Annotated in this window: 15 protein-coding genes; 1 reads left to right on the top strand and 14 read right to left on the bottom strand. The window is 71.9% G+C overall.

The window, feature by feature from the left end; all coding sequences use genetic code 11:
* Positions 1 to 48: 48 nt before the first annotated feature.
* Entirely contained in the window at positions 49 to 876 is an 828-nt protein-coding gene (gene ppsR, locus Talka_RS01130; RefSeq protein WP_143889178.1) for a posphoenolpyruvate synthetase regulatory kinase/phosphorylase PpsR, read from the top strand.
* A 34-nt stretch (positions 877 to 910) separates the two neighbouring features.
* Here ppsR and Talka_RS01125 read toward each other — a convergent pair whose 3' ends face one another.
* From Talka_RS01125 to cobN, 14 genes are all read right to left on the bottom strand, one after another.
* Positions 911 to 1,279 (bottom strand): hypothetical protein, encoded by a 369-nt coding sequence (locus tag Talka_RS01125; RefSeq protein ID WP_143889177.1) that lies wholly within the window; start codon positions 1,277 to 1,279, stop codon positions 911 to 913.
* Positions 1,280 to 1,388: 109 nt separating this feature from the next.
* The gene (locus Talka_RS01120) at positions 1,389 to 3,242 is read right to left on the bottom strand and encodes a sodium:solute symporter family protein (protein ID WP_143889176.1); all 1,854 of its coding nucleotides are present in this window, start codon (positions 3,240 to 3,242) and stop codon (positions 1,389 to 1,391) included.
* Positions 3,243 to 3,260: 18 nt separating this feature from the next.
* Entirely contained in the window at positions 3,261 to 3,521 is a 261-nt protein-coding gene (locus tag Talka_RS01115; protein ID WP_185970014.1) for a DUF4212 domain-containing protein, read from the bottom strand.
* A gap of 199 nt (positions 3,522 to 3,720) precedes the next feature.
* On the bottom strand, positions 3,721 to 4,281 hold the full coding sequence (locus Talka_RS01110) for a histidine phosphatase family protein (protein WP_143889175.1): 561 nt from the start codon (positions 4,279 to 4,281) through the stop codon (positions 3,721 to 3,723).
* Positions 4,282 to 4,284: 3 nt separating this feature from the next.
* Positions 4,285 to 5,136, bottom strand: coding sequence for an adenosylcobinamide-GDP ribazoletransferase (locus tag Talka_RS01105; protein ID WP_143889174.1), 852 nt, complete (start codon positions 5,134 to 5,136; stop codon positions 4,285 to 4,287).
* A 21-nt stretch (positions 5,137 to 5,157) separates the two neighbouring features.
* On the bottom strand, positions 5,158 to 6,228 hold the full coding sequence (cobT, locus tag Talka_RS01100; protein WP_143889173.1) for a nicotinate-nucleotide--dimethylbenzimidazole phosphoribosyltransferase: 1,071 nt from the start codon (positions 6,226 to 6,228) through the stop codon (positions 5,158 to 5,160).
* Positions 6,229 to 6,259: 31 nt separating this feature from the next.
* Entirely contained in the window at positions 6,260 to 7,729 is a 1,470-nt protein-coding gene (locus tag Talka_RS01095; protein ID WP_143889172.1) for a cobyric acid synthase, read from the bottom strand.
* Positions 7,726 to 8,844 (bottom strand): aminotransferase class I/II-fold pyridoxal phosphate-dependent enzyme, encoded by a 1,119-nt coding sequence (locus Talka_RS01090; RefSeq protein WP_143889171.1) that lies wholly within the window; start codon positions 8,842 to 8,844, stop codon positions 7,726 to 7,728. The genes Talka_RS01095 and Talka_RS01090 overlap by 4 nt, the downstream gene beginning before the upstream one ends.
* Positions 8,841 to 9,824 (bottom strand): adenosylcobinamide-phosphate synthase CbiB, encoded by a 984-nt coding sequence (gene cbiB, locus Talka_RS01085; protein WP_143889170.1) that lies wholly within the window; start codon positions 9,822 to 9,824, stop codon positions 8,841 to 8,843. The genes Talka_RS01090 and cbiB overlap by 4 nt, the downstream gene beginning before the upstream one ends.
* Before the next feature lie 15 nt (positions 9,825 to 9,839).
* Entirely contained in the window at positions 9,840 to 10,871 is a 1,032-nt protein-coding gene (gene bioB / locus Talka_RS01080; protein WP_143889449.1) for a biotin synthase BioB, read from the bottom strand.
* Between the two features lie 90 nt (positions 10,872 to 10,961).
* Positions 10,962 to 11,678 carry a 5,6-dimethylbenzimidazole synthase gene (gene bluB / locus Talka_RS01075; RefSeq protein WP_143889169.1) on the bottom strand — a complete coding sequence of 239 codons (717 nt, stop codon included), beginning with the start codon at positions 11,676 to 11,678 and terminating at the stop codon, positions 10,962 to 10,964.
* Positions 11,679 to 11,686: 8 nt separating this feature from the next.
* Positions 11,687 to 12,178 (bottom strand): vWA domain-containing protein, encoded by a 492-nt coding sequence (locus Talka_RS01070; RefSeq protein ID WP_185970013.1) that lies wholly within the window; start codon positions 12,176 to 12,178, stop codon positions 11,687 to 11,689.
* Positions 12,179 to 12,348: 170 nt separating this feature from the next.
* Positions 12,349 to 13,494 carry a magnesium chelatase ATPase subunit I gene (locus Talka_RS01065; RefSeq protein WP_143889167.1) on the bottom strand — a complete coding sequence of 382 codons (1,146 nt, stop codon included), beginning with the start codon at positions 13,492 to 13,494 and terminating at the stop codon, positions 12,349 to 12,351.
* A complete protein-coding gene (gene cobN, locus Talka_RS01060; RefSeq protein WP_143889166.1) occupies positions 13,491 to 17,243 on the bottom strand; it encodes a cobaltochelatase subunit CobN in 3,753 nt (1,250 codons plus the stop codon). Before cobN ends, Talka_RS01065 begins: the two co-directional genes overlap by 4 nt.
* Positions 17,244 to 17,260 lie beyond the last annotated feature (17 nt).

Here is a 17,260-nt window from a genome sequence, read left to right as displayed (position 1 = left end):
TGTAAGTCCCGCCCCAACGGCGGCACGAACCGGTTACCATCCACCGCCATGTCCCACCGCACTGCGTTTTTTGTCTCGGACGGCACGGGCATCACCGCCGAAACCTTTGCCGATGCGCTGTTGAAGCAATTTGAAATCCGCCCGCGGCGGGTGCGGCTGCCGTTTGTGGATGATGCGGACAAAGCCCATCAGGCGGTGCGCCAAATCAATCATGCGGCTGCCGTCGATGGCGCCCGCCCGCTGGTGTTCACCACCGTGGTCAATCCCGAAGTGATGCAGGTGCTGCAGCAACACTGCCAAGGCATGCTGATCGACATGTTTGGCACCTTCATCGCCCCGCTGGAACAAGAGCTCGGCATGAAATCCAACCATCGGGTGGGGCGCTTTTCGGACGTGACGCGCAGCCGCGAATACCACGACCGCATCGAAGCCATCCATTTCACGTTGGAGCACGACGATGGCCAAACCGACGCCAACCTAGAGCAATCGGATGTGATTCTGGTCGGCGTCAGCCGCTGCGGCAAGACGCCCACCTCGCTCTACCTGGCGTTGCAGTTCGGGCTTAAAGCTTCGAACTACCCGTTGATTCCCGACGATTTCGAGCGCGGGCAACTGCCCTCGGCGCTGCTGCCGCATCGCACCAAGCTCTTTGGCTTGACCATCGATCCGGTGCGTTTGAGCGAAGTTCGCCACGAGCGCCGCCCCCATTCGCGCTACGCCAGCTTAGAGCAGTGCCGCTACGAAGTGCGCGAGGCCGAGGCGCTGATGCGCCGCGCGGGGATTCGAGTGCTGTCCACCACGCACAAATCGATCGAGGAAATCGCCACCCTGATCCGGCAGGATTTGGAGGCGCGCCACAGCGCAGCCGCCACCTAGGCGGCTGGTTGGGCAGGCCAAGAAGCCGCAGCTCTCAAGCCCGTCGAGCGCTGCCCGACGCGGTCTTTCGCGCCGCCATTGCATGCGCGTGGCGCGCCAGCGCGAAAGACAAAAAAATTTTCATCCACAGCGTGGAGCCGGCCAGCGCCACCCACTCTTCATACGCCAGCCAGCCTAGCAGCACCGTCACGATGACGCCCACCAACACGCCGCCGGCCACCAGGTTGAGCGCCAGCTCATACGGCGCCCAGCGGGCCGCATCCGGCGGCGGCTCGCCGCGGCGCAGCGCCACTTCGGAAAAATCGCGCTTGACCGCGATGCGCCAAGCCCGGCGCAGCCAAAAAAACGCCACCGGAAACAGCACGAGGAAGAAAAAGATCTTGATCGGGTAGAGCGTGACCATCGGTTTGCCCTCGCGGGTCGGCAACGACCGGCCTGGCAGGCCAAGCCCAGCCCGCCGGGCCGGCTTCGCCGCGGCCCTCGCCAGAGCGCCGCGGCCTTGAAGCCAAGACTCAATGGCCGATCGCCGCGCCAGCCCCTTTGGGCACGCGCACCGATTCCACCAGCTCCTGGATGTGCGCCGGTACCGGCTTGGACATGCTGCTCACGGCGAACGCCACGATGAAGTTGACGATCGCGCCCACGGTGCCGAACGCCTCCGGCGTGATGCCGAAGAAGCTGTTGGCGCCGCCGATCAGGTCCAGGTACTCGGTGCCCTTGACGAAGAAGATGCCCTTGTGCGCGAACACGTAGAACAGCGTCACGAACAGGCCCGACAGCATGCCGGCGATCGCGCCGGCGCTGGTCACCTTCTTGCTGAAGATGCCCATCATCAGCGCCGGGAAGATCGTCGAGGCGGCGATGCCGAAGGCCAGCGCCACGGTGCCGGCGGCAAAGCCCGGCGGGTTCAGGCCCAGGTAGCCGGCCACGACGATGGCGCCGGCCATGGCGATCTTGCCGGCCAGCAGCTCGCCCTTCTCGCTGATGTGGGGGTTGATGGCGCCCTTGATCAGGTCGTGCGAGATCGCCGACGAGATCGCCAGCAGCAGGCCCGCCGCCGTGGACAGCGCCGCGGCCAGACCGCCGGCGGCCACCAGCGCGATCACCCAGTTCGGCAGCAGCGCGATCTCCGGGTTGGCCAGCACGATGATGTCGGCGTTCACAGTCAGCTCGTTGCCCTTGAAGCCAGCGGCCTCAGCCTTGGCCTTGACGGCTTCATTGCTGGTTTTGTCGTTGTAGAACTGGATGCGGCCGTCGCCGTTCTTGTCCTCGAATTTCAGCAGGCCGGTCTTTTCCCAGCGCTTGAACCATTCCGGGCGCTGCTCATACGGCAGCGAAGCCTCGGGGCTCATCAAGTCGCCGCCGGCCTTGACCTTGTCGGCGTTGATGCGCACGCCGCCAGCTGGATCGGGCTCGACGCCAACGGCGGTGTTGACGGTGCCGATAAGGTTGAGGCGCGCCATCGCGCCGACCGCCGGCGCGGTGGTGTAGAGCAGCGCGATGAACACCAGCGCCCAACCGGCCGAGGCGCGCGCGTCGGCCACCTTCGGCACGGTGAAGAAGCGCACGATCACGTGCGGCAGGCCCGCCGTGCCAATCATCAACGACACGGTGAAGAAGAACATGTTGAGCTTGCTGCCCGCCACCTGCGAGGTGTATTCGCCAAACCCGAGGTCCACCAGCACTTGGTTGAGCTTGTCCAGCAGCGACACATCGGTGCCGCTCAGGTTGGCGCCCAATCCGATTTGCGGCAGCACGTGGCCGGTCAGCGCCAGCGAAATGTAAAACGCCGGCACCAGATAGGCCAGGATCAGCACGATGTATTGCGCCACCTGGGTGTAGGTGATGCCCTTCATGCCGCCAAACACCGCGTAGGCGAACACAATGGCCATGCCGATGTAGATGCCCATGTCGCTGGAAACGCCCAAAAAGCGCGAGAACGTCACGCCGACGCCGGTCATTTGGCCGATGATGTAGGTAATCGACGCAATCAATAGGCAAATCACGCCGACGTTGCGCGCGGTCTGCGAGTAGTAGCGATCACCGATGAACTCCGGCACGGTGAACTTGCCAAACTTGCGCAAGTAAGGCGCCAGCAGGCAGGCCAGCAGCACGTAGCCGCCCGTCCAGCCCATCAGGAACACCGCGCCGCCGTAGCCCATGTTGGAAATCAGCCCGGCCATCGAGATGAACGAGGCCGCGCTCATCCAGTCGGCCGCGGTGGCCATGCCGTTGGTCACGGGATGCACCCCGCTGCCGGCGACATAGAAATCCGACGTGCTGCCGGCGCGCGACCAGATGGCAATGCCGATGTAAAGGGCAAACGTCGCGCCGACGACCAAATAAGTCCAAAGTTGTAGGCTCATGATGCGCAACCCTCCTGATCAGTCTTCAGCCATGCCGAATTGGCGATCGATTTTTCGCATCTGCGCCGCATACCAAAAGATCAGCGCGATAAAGACGTAAATCGAACCCTGCTGGGCAAACCAAAAGCCGAGCGGGTAGCCGCCTAATTTAATGGCATTGAGCGCATCGGCAAACAAAATGCCGGCGCCATACGACACCAAGAACCAGATGACCAGCACTTTGGCCAGCAGCCCCAGTGTGGCGGCCCAGTAGGCTCGTGCGTTGTCGTTCAGGGACATGGTCGCTCCTCGGATGATGGATGAGAGTCCAAGCAGGCAGCACGCTGCCCACGCGCACGCCGCGGTTCTTTGGCACAGCGCCGACAGCGTGTCAGGCCCACTATCCGGTTACAGCCTTACAGCCGGCTAACGAAACCGCGTTTCAACGCCAAACCTAGGGAAAACACGGGGGTGAGCGCGGGCAGCGTAACCCAGCCCTTCACATGGAAGGCGACGTGAGCTCCAGCGCCACCCACTGGCCCCACGCTGGAGCCCGCTGCGGCCATACGTCGGCCCTGGGCAAGCGCTCGCCGTGCGCGCGCAGCCATTGCACGGCGCGGATGACGCCGGCGTGCGTGATCCAGACCAGGTCGTCGGCGCCGGCCGCGGCGGCCTCGCCCAGCGCCGCCCGCACGCGCGCCAGCATCCCGGCCACCGACTCGCCGCCGCCGGGACGGTGGTGGGCGAAGTCGGCCACCCAGGCGTCCAGCGCCGCCGCGCCGATCGCCTCCCACGCACGCCCCTCCCAGGCGCCGAAGTCCAGCTCGTCGAGCCGCGCATCCTCGCGCCACGCCCCGGCCGGGGGTTCGCCCAGCGCCGTAGCCAGCTGGCGGCAGCGCGACCGTGTGGAGTGCCAGCCCGCCCAGCGCGGCGGCAACGCCGCACGCAGCGCCGCGGCGGCGGCCTGCGTGGCGGCCTCGTCGGCCTCCACGTCCAGCCGGCCGTAGCAGCGCCCCGGCTCGAGGCGGGGGGCCGCATGGCGCACCAGCCACAGCCGCATCGGCTAGCCCCGTGCCCCCAGCGCCGCGCCGAGCAGAAACGCCGCCAGCGCCGCCTGCTGCGTGGCGCCAAGCGCATCCCCGGTGAAGCCCTGCAGCCGCCGCGCCAGCCACGCGCGCACGCGCCACGTCGCCAGCGCCGCCAGCGTCAGCGCCGCACCCCACACCGGCGCGGCCAGCGGCGCCAGCCAGCCAACCCCAGCCAGCAACAGCGCGGCCTGCCCGCCGGCCCAGGCCAGCGCCCGCCCGTCGATGGCGTCGGCCAGCGGCTTGGCCTTGCGGCCGTCGGCTTCGCCGACGTAGGGCAGCGTGCGCATCACCACCAGCGGCGCCAAGCGCGAGGCCACGTGCCCCGCAGCCAACAGCGCCGCCGCTGCGGCTGCCCCCAGCGCCTGCGCCAGCAGCGCCAGCAGCGCCGCCTGCAGGAGCGCCATCAGCGCCAGCGCCAGCGCCCCGTAGCTGCCGATGCGCGAGTCCTTCATGATCGCGAGTGCCCGCTCGCGCGGCACGTGACCGCCGAGCGCGTCCCAGGTGTCGGCCCAGCCGTCCTCGTGGAACGCGCCGGTCAGCCACGCGCTGGCCATCAGCGTCAGCGCCGCCGCCACCCAGGCCGCCGCCGGCTGCGCCGGCAGCAGCGCCAGCGCCAGCGCCAGCACCCCGCCAGCCCAGGCGCCGACCACCGCGCCGACGAGTGGAAACCAGACGGCGCTGGCGCGCAGCATGGCCGGCGAGTAACCGACCCACGCCGCCAGTCGCCCGGTGACGGGGATGCGGGTGAAGAACTGCAGCGCGAGCAGAAAGTGCCGCAGCGCCGCCCAGCGCGGCGGCTGATGCGGGCCGGCGTCGGGGGCGTCCATCGCGGCGATCCCTTGCCTGGCTCAGGCCCCGGCGCCGGCCGGGGCGCTGGCGCGCGCCACGCCGGCGGCGCCGAAACTGGCCATCTCGCGCAGGATGGCGCAGGCCGACACCAGCAGCGGCCAGGCCAGCGCCGCACCCGACCCCTCGCCGAGCCGCAGGCCTAGGTCCAGCAGCGGCTCGGCCTTCAGATGCGCCAGCAGCAGCGCGTGGCCGCGCTCGCCGGAGCGGTGCGCGAACACGCAGCGCTGCAGCACGTGCGGGCGCAGCCGCGCCGCCACCAGCACCGCGGCGGTGGTGATGAAGCCGTCCACCACGATGACGCGCCGCTCCGCGGCGGCCTGCAGCACGGCGCCGGTCATGGCGGCGATCTCCAGGCCCCCCAGCGCCGCCAGCGCCTGCAGCGGCGCGGTGGCCTGCGCGTGGCGCGCGAGCACCCGGCGCAGCACGTCGATCTTGCGCTGCACCCCGGCGGCGTCCAGCCCCGTGCCGGCGCCGGTGCAGTCGGCGATGTCCAGGCCCGTCAGCCGGCTCATCAGCAGCGCCGCGGCGGAGGTGTTGCCGATCCCCATCTCGCCCAGCAGCAGCGCGTTGCCGGGCAGCCGCCGCACGAGGTCGATGCCGTGCCGCAGCGCCTGCGCGCATTGCGCGTCGGTCATCGCCGGCTGCTGCAGCGCGTCCGCCGTGCCCCAGGCCACCTTGGCGTCCACCAGGCCGGGCCGCGGGGCAAAGGCATGGCGCACGCCGCAGTCCACCACCGTCAGCGCCAGCGCGTGCTGGCGCGCCAGCACGCTGACCGCCGCGCCGCCGGCCAGGAAGTTTTCCACCATCTGCCAGGTGACGTCGCTCGGGTAGGCCGACACGCCGTGCGCGGCGAGTCCATGGTCGGCGGCGAAGACCACCAGCTGCGGCTCGCGCAGCGCCGGCGCCTCGGTGCCGAGGATCAGGCCGAGCCGCTGCGCCAGCGCCTCCAGCCGGCCCAGCGATCCGAGCGGCTTGGTCTTGTCGTCCAGCAGCGCCTGCAGGCGCGCGGCCAGCGCGGCGTCGTGCAGGTCGGGCACGGCGGGCAGGTCGTCGGGATTCAGCTTCGTCATCGGGAGGCTCCTCATCGCTGCGTCGAAAGGGTCAGGGCCCGGCCAGCGCCTCCAGCGCCCCGGGGGCGAAGTGCGCCTCCATCAGATCCGCCAGGCCGTCGAACACGTCCGCCAGCGGCCGGGCGCGCGCACCCAGCAGCGCGCGCAGCGCCGCCTCGTCCTCGAACAGGCCGTGCAGATACAGGCCCAGCACGTGGCCGGCGGGGTGGCACCACGCCAGCCCCGGCAGCACCTCGTGCGCCACCTCGCCGCGCGCCACGAGCGCCGGGTGCGGCACGGTGCGGCCGTGGTGGATCTCGTAGCCGCGCACGCGCACGCCGCCCAGGGCCGCCCAGGGCCCGGGCGGCAGCGCGGCGAACGTCGCGGCGCTGCGGCGCACGGTCTTGTCGCGCTCGAACACGGTCACCAGCGGCAGCAGGCCGAGCCCCGGGGCGTTGCCGTCCACCCCGTGTGGATCGACCAGCGCCTCGCCCAGCATCTGCAGGCCGCCGCAGATGCCCAGCACCGCCCCGCCGCGCGCGGCGTGCGCGGCAATCGCCGCGTCCAGCCCCTGCGCGCGCAGCCACGCCAGATCCGCCGCCGTGGCCTTGGAGCCGGGCAGGATGATCCAGTCCGCCCCGACGCAATCCGCCGGCGTGCGCGCCCACACCAGCCGCACGCCGGCGGCGTTTTTCAGCGGCTGGAATTCGTCCAGATTGCTGATGCGCGGGTAAGCCACCACGGCCACCGTGGTGCGCACCGGCCCGCCCCCCCGCGTCGCGCGGTCGTCGAACACGCCGTCCTCTTCCGGCAGGCCGTGGCCCCAGCGCAGCGGCAGCGTGGCCAGCGTCGGCACGCCGGTGAGCTGCTGCAGCCGCTGCGGGGCGGGCTCCAGCAGCGCCGCGTCGCCGCGGAACTTGTTCAGCACGAAGCCGCGCAGCGCGCCACGCACGTCAGGGGGCAGCAGCGCCCAGGTGCCGTAGAGGTGCGCGAACGCCCCGCCGCGGTCGATGTCGGCCACCAGCAGCGCGCGCGCCTGCGCGTGGCGCACCGGCGCCAGATTGACGATGTCGGTGTCCTGCAGGTTGATCTCCGCCGGGGAGCCGGCGCCTTCCATCACGATCAGGTCGTGCTGCGCGCGCAGCTCGTCCAGCGCCTGCCGCACCACCGGCCAGACGCGGGCCGAGCGCTGCCGCCACGGCAGCGCGGTCAGCCCGGCATCGACGCGGCCCAGCAGCACCACCTGGCTGCGCGTGTCGGCCTCGGGCTTGAGCAGCAGCGGGTTCATGCGCACGTCGGGCTCCACGCCGGCGGCCAGCGCCTGGAAATACTGCGCCGCGCCGATTTCGCCTTCCGCGCCGTCGGGGGTGGCGACCACACGGGCGTTGTTGCTCATGTTCTGCGCCTTGAACGGCGCCACGCGCAGGCCCTGGCGCGCGTACCAGCGGCACAGCGCGGTGGCGAGCCAGCTCTTGCCGGCGCCGCTGCTGGCGCCCCAGACCATCAGGCCGCGCGCGGTCATCGCGGCGGCCTCCGCCGGCTGGTCGCGGGGGCGGTCGCCGCGGGCGCGTCCAGCGCGTCGGCCAGCGCCTGCAGCGCCTGCGGCGGCTGCGCCGACAGGCGCCACCAACCCGGCAGGCCGAACGACGCCGCATCGCGCAGCTTGACGCCGCGCGCGCGCAGCGCCGCCGCCTCCAGCGGCTGCGGCGGGCGGGCACAGACGAACGGCGTGACGCTGGCGGTGACGTCCCAGCCGCGCGCCTCGAGCGTCTGCACGAGCGCCGCCTTCCACTGCGCGAGCGTGGCGTGCGTGGCCTGCAGCCAGCGCTGCGTCGCGGGCTCGATCCACGCGGCCAGCAACGCCACGCCGTCGGCCCCGACCGGCCACGACGGCGCCAGCGCCTGCAGCTCGGCAAGCTGGCCGGGTTCGGCATCTTCCGGCGCGAGCACGTAGGCCGCGCGCACGCCGGTCAGGCCCAGGGCCTTGTTGGGGCTGTGCAGCTGCCAGCAGCGCGCGCGCTGCCGCTCGGTCAGCGCCGCCTCGCCCTGCAGCCGCAGCGGCGCGTAGGCCAGATCCAGCGTCACCTGCGCCCCGGCGGCCAGCAGCGCCTCGGCCGCGGCGGCCTCCTCCGGCTGGCCGAGCGGGCTGCCCGGGTCGCACAGCCAGCCGGCGCGCGCCTGCGCCGGGCCGGATGCGCGCGCCAGACCCCAGAGGTGGGCCGCGTGCGCGTAGTCGCCGTAGCCCGGCATCGGCCACCAGAGGCGCGTCAGACCCCGCCGCGCGCACCAGGCGGCAAAGCGCAGGATCCACTCGCTGCCGCTGGCGGCCAGCAGCACCCGCTGCGGCGCCACGCCATGCCAGTCCGCCAGCCGCCGGCGCAGGTCCGCATAGGTCGGGTCGGGATAGTGACGCCGCACCGCCGCCTGCACGCGCGCCCAGGCGTGCGGGCACGGCCCGCAGGCGTTGGCGTTGGTGGAGAAGTCCCACGGCGGCACACCGTCGGCGTCGGGGCCGCCGTGGGTGCGCGGCGGCAGCGCGGCAGACGTCCGCTTCGACGCCGCGCGCGACCCGTGCCCGGCCTGGGGCCCTGGCCCGCCGGCCTCGACAGCGGGGTGATCCAGCCGCTCCTCCTTCATGACGGCCTCCCGACAACCTCCAGCGCCGCCATCCCGGCCACCAGCAGCGCACCCCACCCCACGACCGCACGCCCGCACCACGCAAGAGCCCGCGCGGTGTCCGCAGGCTGCGGCAACCGCCCGTCTTCGTGGAGCGCATACACGCCGGGCTTGACGAGCCGCACCCCGAGCCGCAGCGCCAGCGCCCCCATCGGCCAACCGCCGTTGGGCGACGGCGTGCGCCGCGCCTGCGCGCGCAGCGCGCGCCACGCCACGCCGCGGCCCGAGGCGGCCAGCAGCAGGAGAGCGCTCAGCCGCGCCGGCAGCCATGAGAGTGCATCGTCGGCGCGCGCGGCCCAGCGCCCGGCCCAGGTCCAGTCGCGCCCGCCGCGCACGCCGCGGTAGCCCCACATCGCATCGGCGGTGTTGGCCCAGCGGTACAGCGCCGCCCCCGGCAGGCCCGCCAGCGCAAACCAGAACAGCGGCGCCACCACCGAGTCGTTGAGGTTTTCCGCCAGGGTGGACAGCGCCGCCTGCCGCACGCCGGCCTCGTCCAGCGCCTGCACGTCGCGGCTGACCAGCCGCGCCACTTGGGCACGCCCGGCCTCAAGCCCTTGCTTGAGCGCCGCCTCGACCGCGGCCACCTCGTCGCGCAGCATCCGCCAGGCCAGCAGCGGCTTGAGCAGCACGCCCAGCGCCAGCCCCTGCGCCCACCACGGCAGGCCGCTCAGCAGCGCCTGCACCGCCCACGCCAGCGCCGCCACCCCAGCGGCCCCGAGCGTCCATGCCAGCGCCCCGGTGGCGAAGCTGCGCTCGGGGCGCGCCGCCGCTGCGGCCAGCGGGGCCACGCCTCGCCCCAGCGCCGCCAGCACCCAGCCCATGGCAACCACCGGGTGCAGCCGCGCCGGCGGCTCGCCGAAGCGAGCGTCCCACGCCAGGGCGACCGCAACCGCCAACGCCAGCGCGCCCGCCGGCGGCCATGCGAGCGCTGCCTGCTCCATCGCCTGAGCCGTCCCTCACCCCTCAACCGGCACCGAACGCGTGCGCAAGCCCAATCGCGCCAGCAAGGCACGGTCGGCCTCCACGTCGGGGTTGCCGGTGACCAGCAGCCTGTCGCCGTAGAAGATCGAATTGGCGCCGGCCAGGAAGCACAGCACCTGGGTCGATTCGTCCATGTCGCGCCGGCCTGCCGACAGCCGCACCTTGGCCCGCGGCATGGCGATGCGGGCCGCGGCGATCGTGCGCACGATTTCCAGGGGATCGAGATCTGGCTGGTCGGCCAACGGCGTGCCCGCCACCTTGACCAAGTGGTTGATCGGCACCGATTCCGGATAAGGGTCGAGGTTGGCCAGCTGCGCGATGAGCCCCGCGCGCTGCAGGCGCGATTCGCCCATGCCGACGATGCCGCCGCAGCAGACGCGGATACCGGCCGCGCGCACGTGCTCCAGCGTGCGCAGCCGATCCTCGTAGTCGCGCGTGTGGATGATGGCGCCGTAAAAATCCGGCGCCGTGTCGAGATTGTGGTTGTAGTAATCCAGGCCGGCGTGCCGCAGCCGCTGCGCCTGCCCGGCGCTCAGCATGCCCAGCGTACAGCAGGCCTCCAGGCCCTCCTCTTTCACGACGCGCACCAGCTCGGCGACCTTGTCGAGGTCGCGGTCGGTCGGCGCGCGCCACGCGGCGCCCATGCAAAAGCGCTGCGCCCCGGCTTGACGCGCGGCGCGCGCTGCGGCGCGCACCTCCTGCGGCGTCATCAGCTTGGTGGCCTTGACCCCGGTGTCGTGGTGCACCGACTGCGGGCAGTAGGCGCAGTCTTCCGGGCAGCCGCCGGTCTTGACCGACAGCAGCGTGGCCAGCTCCATCTCGGTGGGATCGTGGTGCTGGCGATGCACCTGCTGCGCCTGAAACAAAAGTTCCGGCAGTGGCTGCTCCAGCAACGCCAGCACAGCCTGCGGTGTCCAGCGCTGAGCAGCTGGCGGCAGAACCGCCGGTGCAGCGCTGCAAGTCGATTCGCCAGCCACCTTGGCCGCAGCCCGGCAAGCTTCGCTCATGCTGTTGAACTCCTTCATGCCAACCCCCAACGCCGCCGATCCCATGCGTTCCAAGCAGCGGCGATCCTGAACCGCTAGGCCGTGTCGCCCTTACGCAGCAGGCGCATCGTCGCGCAGCGGCAACGCGCTGGGCTGCCCCCAGCGGTTTTCAAACACTACCTCGCGCAGCGGCAGGCGCTTAGCCCAGCGCTCGCGCTGCAACATCGGCTCATCATAGAACGAGTGCACCGGGCCTAAGCACAGCAGCGCCAGCGGACGCGACCCTGGCGGACAGCCCAGCCAATCGGCCACCTGCTGCGGGTCGAAGATCGACACCCAGCCCATGCCCAGCCCCTCGGCACGCGCAGCAAGCCATAGATTTTGGATGGCGCAAGCCACGGAGGCCACGTCCATCTCCGGCAAGGTGCGCCGGCCAAAGACATGCCGCTCACGTTCAGGCATCAGCACCACGGCCCAAAGCTCGGCGGCTTCCAGAATGCCTTCCACCTTCAGGCGCGCAAACGCCGCGCCGCGCTCACCAAGCGCCTCGGCCGTGCGCATCCGCTCCTGCTGCACGAGCGCGTGCAAGCGTTGACGTAGCTCCGGTTGCGTGATGCGGATCCAGCGCCACGGCTGCATGAAGCCGACGCTGGGCGCCCAGTGCGCCGCGCGCAGCAGCCGCACCAGCACGTCGGGCTCCACGCGACCGCCCGCAAAGTGGCGCATGTCGCGCCGCAATTCCATGGCGCGATAGACCGCCGCGCGCGAAGCGGGGTCAAAGGCGTGTTCGGCAACCTCGGGTTGCGCATGGGATGAGAGCGCAGACATGGCAAGCTTCAGTTCCAATCGTTCAACGCCACGTGATGGGCTTGCCAACGCTGCGCCCACTGGCGAGCCTGGCCGAGCGGGGGCCGATCGTCGTCGGCGTCCACCACCACGCAGACCTCCAAAGCCGGGCGCGGCGGCGCCTGCCGCACCCGCCCGTCGGTGAGCAGCCACAGCACCCGCTGCGCGCGCCCGCCGACACGCCGCGCCCACCCTTTCGCCAGCGTCTCGGCGCGCTGCAGAGCCGCCGCCAGCGGCGTGCCGCCGCCTCCTCCTACCGCGCGCACGGTCACCCCCAAGGCGCGCCGCGCCGGCGCAGGCGGCTGCAGCACCTGCGCGCCCTGCCCGCTGGCCAGCAGCAGCGCCACATGATGGCCGCAGCGCGCGGCGCGCTGCAGCAGCGCCAGCGCCACCGCCTTGGCGCGCGCCAGACGCCCGCGGCGCAGCATCGACCCGGAGGCATCCAGCACGACGACGTGCAGGCACGCTGGCTCGGGCGCCACGGCGCGCCATACCAAGTCGGCAGGCCGCAGCGAACGGGGCCCTTTGCGCGCCAGGGTGGCGGGCCAATCCAACCTCACCCGCGTCGCACCGTCGCGCCAGGCGGACGCAGCGGCATCGTCAGTCAACAACAGCCCCAGCTCAGCGTGCGGTCTGCGCACGCCGGTGGGGCTCAGGGCTTTGGGGTAGGCCAGCCCCCGGGCACTTGGGCCAGCGGCGGCGCGACGCCCACCGGCTGCGGTGGTAACGCGCCCCAGTCGGCCTCGCCTGCTGCCTCGGCGTGCGAGGATAACGGACCCTGCGGCTTGCTGGCCTGCGGCGCAGCGCCATCCGGCAGCGCGGCAGACGTGCGCTGCGGTGGCGCCGACTGCCAGGGAGGCGTGATCGCGCTGGCCGCATCCTGAGCGCCGGCTTGCGCCACGCCGCCACGCCGATGCGCCAGCGCCCACGGGGCCACGGCCTGCAGATCGGCGAATTCGATGGCAGTCTTGCCTTGCCAGGCTGCATGCGCGCGCGCCGCCTTCAGCAGCGTCAAATCGCCGCGCAGACCATCCGCGCCGCCTTGCAGCGCCAGCGCGCAGGCTTGCGCGACGATTTCGTCCGACCAGATGAGCGCCCCCAGCGCCTGCCGCGCGCGCTGCAAACGTTGCCGCAGCGCCTGTTGCTGGAGGTGGTGGACCGCGACGAAGGCCGCCGGGTCGGCCTCGAAGGCCAGCCGCGCGCGCACGATGGCGGCGCGCGCCGCCGCCGTGCTCGGGTTGCTCAGCTCCACGCACAGGCCAAAGCGATCCAGCAGCTGCGGGCGCAGTTCGCCTTCCTCCGGGTTCATCGTGCCGATCAACGCAAAGCGCGCGGCATGGCGCTGCGAGATGCCGTCGCGCTCCACCGTGTGCACCCCGCTGGCCGCAGCGTCCAGCAGCACATCGGCCAGCGCATCGGGCAGCAGGTTGACCTCATCCACATAGAGCACGCCGCCGTGCGCGCGCGCCAGCAGCCCGGGCCGCCACGCGATGCGCCCGTCGCGCAGCGCGTCTTGCAGCTCCAAGGTGCCGACAAGCTGCTCCAGCGTGGCCCCCAGCGGCAACTGCACGAACGGGGCGCCGGGCAGCAAGTCGGCCAACGCGCGCGCCGCCGTCGATTTGGCCGTGCCGCGCGGGCCGCGGATCAGCACGCCGCCGATTGTGGGGTCGATGGCCACCAGCAGCAGCGCCAACTGCACATCCGGAACACCCACCAGCGCCGCAAAGGGATAGCGTGGAGTCTCCGAGGTCAGGCCGGGGGATGAAACGGTTGCCGAATCGGGTTGGATCACATTCATGCTCCTGGGTGTTCCAGCTGTTCCTCCAAGGCCAGCCGCAGTTCCTGCAAGCGCTGCCGCTGCGCCGCCGAGGGCGTCCAAAGCCCTTGTTCGATGGCCTGCCCCAAGCGCTGCGCCATACGGCGCAACGCCGGCAGGTTGTGCTGACGCAAAAAGCGCTGGTTGGCTTCGTTGAACACCAGCGTTTCGGCAACCAGATCGAGCTGATGCGCCGCCACCCCCAGGTCCAGCGCCGCCCAGCCCAGCAGGTGCTCCAACGTGGCGGCCATCTCGGCCGCGCCGGCGTAGCCGTGCGCCTGCATCGCCTGCAGCCAGCGCGGGTGCGTCACGCGCGCGCGCACGATGCGCGCCAGCTCTTCGCGCAACGGACGCACGCGTACCGCGGTTGCACTGCTGTCGGCGTGATAGACCGCGGGCGCCTGCCCGCGCAGGGCCTGCACGGCAGCGGCCATGCCGCCAAGGTATTCGACAAAGCCATCGATGTCCAGTGCATCGTGCTCGCGGTGATCCTGGATCTGCGCGGCCAGATCCAGCTGCGCGAGCCGCTGCGTCCACGCTGCCTGCGCCGCCACCCCATGCGCGCCCCGCCCATACGCGTAGGCGCCGCTGCCGAGGTAGGCGCGCACCAGCGCGTCCCGATCGAGCGCGGCGTCGGTTTGCGCCAGCTCGCCGATGCCGGCGCCATACGAGCCGGGGCGCGGGCCAAACAAGCGCCAGCTGGCCTGGCGCTGCGCTTGCGCGGCCTCCAGCCCTTGTGCGCGCAGCGCTTGCGCCTCCCGTTGCACGCGCGCGCGCACGGGGTTGAGCTCGTCGGGCTCGTCTTCCGGCGGGATGGCGGCCACCGCTTGCACGGCGGTGTCGAGCAAATCGATCAGGTGCGCAAACGCGTCGCGGAACAGGCCGGAGACCCGCAGCGTCACGTCCACGCGCGGATAGGGCCGCAGCGACGCCGGCAGCACCTCCACCTCGACCACGCGGCCGCTGCCGTCGGCCCAGCGGGGCCGCACCCCCAGCAACGCCAGCGCCGTGGCCACGTCCTCGCCGCCGGTGCGCAAGGTGGTGGTGCCCCACAGTGACAGGCCGATGGCGCTGGGGAAAACGCCGTGATCCTGGGCGTAGCGCTCGATGAGGCGCGCCGCGATGCGCTGGCCGCTGTCCCAAGCCGCCGGGGTCGGCAGGCTGCGCGGGTCGGCGGCATAAAAATTGCGCCCGGTGGGCAGCGCATCGACGCGCCCGCGCGACGGCGCGCCGCTGGGGCCGGGCGGCACAAACCGGCCCCGCAGTCCGCGCAGCAGTTGGGTCGTCTCGTTCGTTCCGCAAGCATCCAGCCGCGGCGCCAGATCCTGCCAGGCCGACCGCAGCACCTGCTGGGCGCACGGGCCGGCCTGCTGAGCGGCCCGCGCCGGATCTTGCAGCCACGCCAACGCCAGCTGCTGCAGCCGCTGGCGCGTATGGCCGGCGTGACGCCATGGCCCTCCAGGGTCGATGGCCTGCAGCAGCGCCGGGCGTGGCCCGCGCCAAGGTTCAGCCGGGTCGGCTTGCAGGGGGTCGAAGCCGTCCAGGCCGAAGTCCTGCGCCATGGCGCGCAGCAGGCTGTCGTCCTGCGCGCGGCTGCCGCGCGGCTGACGCAGCAAGGCCAGCAGGGTCTGTGCGCGCGCCAACCCCTGAGGCGACGTGCCCCAGACGTGCAAGCCAGCGCGAAGTTGGCTTTCCTTGATTTCGCAGAGGTAGGCGTCCAGGCGCTGCAGCCACTGCGCCAGCACCGCCGCGTCCTGCGGATCGCCCTGCAAGCCCAGCTCCTCGTGCACGCCCAGCCGCAAGGTTTCTTCCACGATCGCTTGGCGCAGCCGCCGTGCGCGCGGGGGATCGAGCGTCAGCGCGTCGTAATACTCCTCCACCAGGCGCTCCAACGGACGCAGCGTGCCGCTGTCTTGCGCGTCGGCCAGCGGCGGCATCAGGTGGTCGATGATCACCGCCTGCGTGCGCCGCTTGGCCTGCACGCCTTCACCTGGATCGTTGACGATGTAGAGGTAGAGGTGCGGCAGCGGCCCCAGCAAACGCTGCGGCCAGCACAACGGGCCCAGCGCCACGCTTTTGCCCGGCAGCCACTCCAGGTTGCCGTGCGTGCCGATCTGCACGATGGCATCGGCCTGCCAAACCTCGCGCAGCCAGAGGTAAAACGCCACGTAGGCGTGCGGCGGCGCCTGCTCGGCGTCGTGGTAGGCCGCGCGGTGCTGCTGCGGGTCGCGCGGCGGCTGCAGGCCGATGAACACCCGACCAAGCCGGATACCCGGGATCATCAGCCGGCCTGCGCGCGCCATGGGATCGCGCTCGGGCGCTCCCCAGCGCTGGCGCAGCGCTTCGACCAGCGGCGCCGGCCATGCGGCCAGCATCCGCTCGTAGTCGGGCAGCGCCAGGCTTTGCCAGGCCGGACGCGCATCGTTGTCGTCGAAGGCATGCGTGACGCCGCTGCGCAGCCAGCGCATCAGCTCGTCGCCGTCGCGCGGCAGCGCCTGGGCGTCGCCAAGGTCGTAGCCGTCATCGTGCAACGCCTGCAGCAGACGCACCACCGAGGCCGGCACGTCCAACCCCAGCGCCATGCCGATGCGGGCATCGTCGCTCGGGTAGTCGGTCAGCACCAGGGCCAGCCGCACCTGGGCGCGCGCCCGGCGGCGCAGCCGGCACCAGCGCCAGGCCAGCTCGGCGACCCAGTCAATCGCCTCGGGGTCGGCGGCGTAGCGGATCAGGTCGGTTTGCGTGCGGGGGTCGTGGCGCTGCACCGCCTTGAAGCTGATGGCGCGCGTGGCGATGCGCCCGTCGAGCTCCGGCAGCACCACTTGCATGGCCATGTCGCGCGGCGGCAGGCCGTGCGGGTCGTCGTCCCAGCGCTGGCGCGGCACGCCCGCGGTGATGAGCTGCAGCACCGGGGCGTCGCCCGCCAGCGTCTGGCCGTCTTCCAGTCCGAGGGCAAAAGCTGTGGCGTTGAGCACCACATCCACGCCGCCGGCCTGCGCCAGGTCGTGCAGGCGTTGGCGCACCTGGGGGTTTTTGAGGCTGTCCACGCCCCAAGCGCGCGCGCGCAGCCCCCGCGCGTGCAGCGCCCGCAGCATGGCATCGAACGGCTCGGTGTTGCCGGCTTGCACGTGGGCGCGGTAAAAGAGCACAAGCGCCTGGGGTGCGTCGGCCGGCACCGGCGGCAAACCCTCGACGTGGTGCTCCACCATCGGCGGCAGCGGCTGCGGCGGCGTGCAGGGGCGATCCAGCCCCAAGGCGCGTTGCGCGATCAGTGCCCAAAAGCGCGCCGCGTTGGCGGCCCCGCCGTAGCGCAGCGCGCGCCAGAGCATGCGCGCGTCGTCCCAGTCGGCGGTGCCCTGCGCCAGCAGTTGCGGGTCATCCTGCCCGTCGCCGGAAAACACCGCCAGCCACTGCCCGCGCTGACGCGCCAGCGCCGCGCAGCGCTCCACCAGGTAGGCCCAGTCGTGGTACCCCCCCAGGTGGTCGATGATCACGGCGCGCGCATGCTGCAGCACGTCTTCCACGTAGAAATCCACCGTCGCCGGCTGGCGCAGCGCCATCAGGTTGGCCAGCCGAACTTCGGGGTAGTCCGGCGGCAGCGCCGCGGCCAGCAGCGCCAGCGTGGTATCGGCGGCGCTGAGCACCACCACCGGCGCGGGGGCCTGCTCCAGCCGCACGACCGCGCGGCTGGTGTCGTCGATCAATCCGCCGGCGCGGGTGGCCAACAGGTGCATGCGTCTGCCCCCCGGGC

Source organism: Tepidimonas alkaliphilus (assembly GCF_007556595.1).
In the GTDB taxonomy this organism is placed as follows: domain Bacteria; phylum Pseudomonadota; class Gammaproteobacteria; order Burkholderiales; family Burkholderiaceae_C; genus Tepidimonas; species Tepidimonas alkaliphila.
The sequence above is the reverse complement of the archived record's forward strand: the minus strand, read 5'-3'. Positions and strand labels throughout refer to the sequence as shown.

Excerpts from the sequence above, each read along its gene's own strand:
- bluB (WP_143889169.1), bottom strand. The coding sequence starts at position 11,678 with ATGTCTGCGCTCTCATCCCATGCGCAACCCGAGGTTGCCGAACACGCC.
- Talka_RS01120 (WP_143889176.1), bottom strand. The coding sequence starts at position 3,242 with ATGAGCCTACAACTTTGGACTTATTTGGTCGTCGGCGCGACGTTTGCC.
- Talka_RS01065 (WP_143889167.1), bottom strand. The coding sequence starts at position 13,494 with ATGAATGTGATCCAACCCGATTCGGCAACCGTTTCATCCCCCGGCCTG.
- cbiB (WP_143889170.1), bottom strand. The coding sequence starts at position 9,824 with ATGGAGCAGGCAGCGCTCGCATGGCCGCCGGCGGGCGCGCTGGCGTTG.
- ppsR (WP_143889178.1), top strand. The coding sequence starts at position 49 with ATGTCCCACCGCACTGCGTTTTTTGTCTCGGACGGCACGGGCATCACC.
- Talka_RS01125 (WP_143889177.1), bottom strand. The coding sequence starts at position 1,279 with ATGGTCACGCTCTACCCGATCAAGATCTTTTTCTTCCTCGTGCTGTTT.
- Talka_RS01090 (WP_143889171.1), bottom strand. The coding sequence starts at position 8,844 with ATGAAGGAGGAGCGGCTGGATCACCCCGCTGTCGAGGCCGGCGGGCCA.
- bioB (WP_143889449.1), bottom strand. The coding sequence starts at position 10,871 with ATGAGCGAAGCTTGCCGGGCTGCGGCCAAGGTGGCTGGCGAATCGACT.
- Talka_RS01105 (WP_143889174.1), bottom strand. The coding sequence starts at position 5,136 with ATGGACGCCCCCGACGCCGGCCCGCATCAGCCGCCGCGCTGGGCGGCG.
- cobT (WP_143889173.1), bottom strand. The coding sequence starts at position 6,228 with ATGACGAAGCTGAATCCCGACGACCTGCCCGCCGTGCCCGACCTGCAC.
- cobN (WP_143889166.1), bottom strand. The coding sequence starts at position 17,243 with ATGCACCTGTTGGCCACCCGCGCCGGCGGATTGATCGACGACACCAGC.
- Talka_RS01110 (WP_143889175.1), bottom strand. The coding sequence starts at position 4,281 with ATGCGGCTGTGGCTGGTGCGCCATGCGGCCCCCCGCCTCGAGCCGGGG.
- Talka_RS01095 (WP_143889172.1), bottom strand. The coding sequence starts at position 7,729 with ATGACCGCGCGCGGCCTGATGGTCTGGGGCGCCAGCAGCGGCGCCGGC.
- Talka_RS01115 (WP_185970014.1), bottom strand. The coding sequence starts at position 3,521 with ATGTCCCTGAACGACAACGCACGAGCCTACTGGGCCGCCACACTGGGG.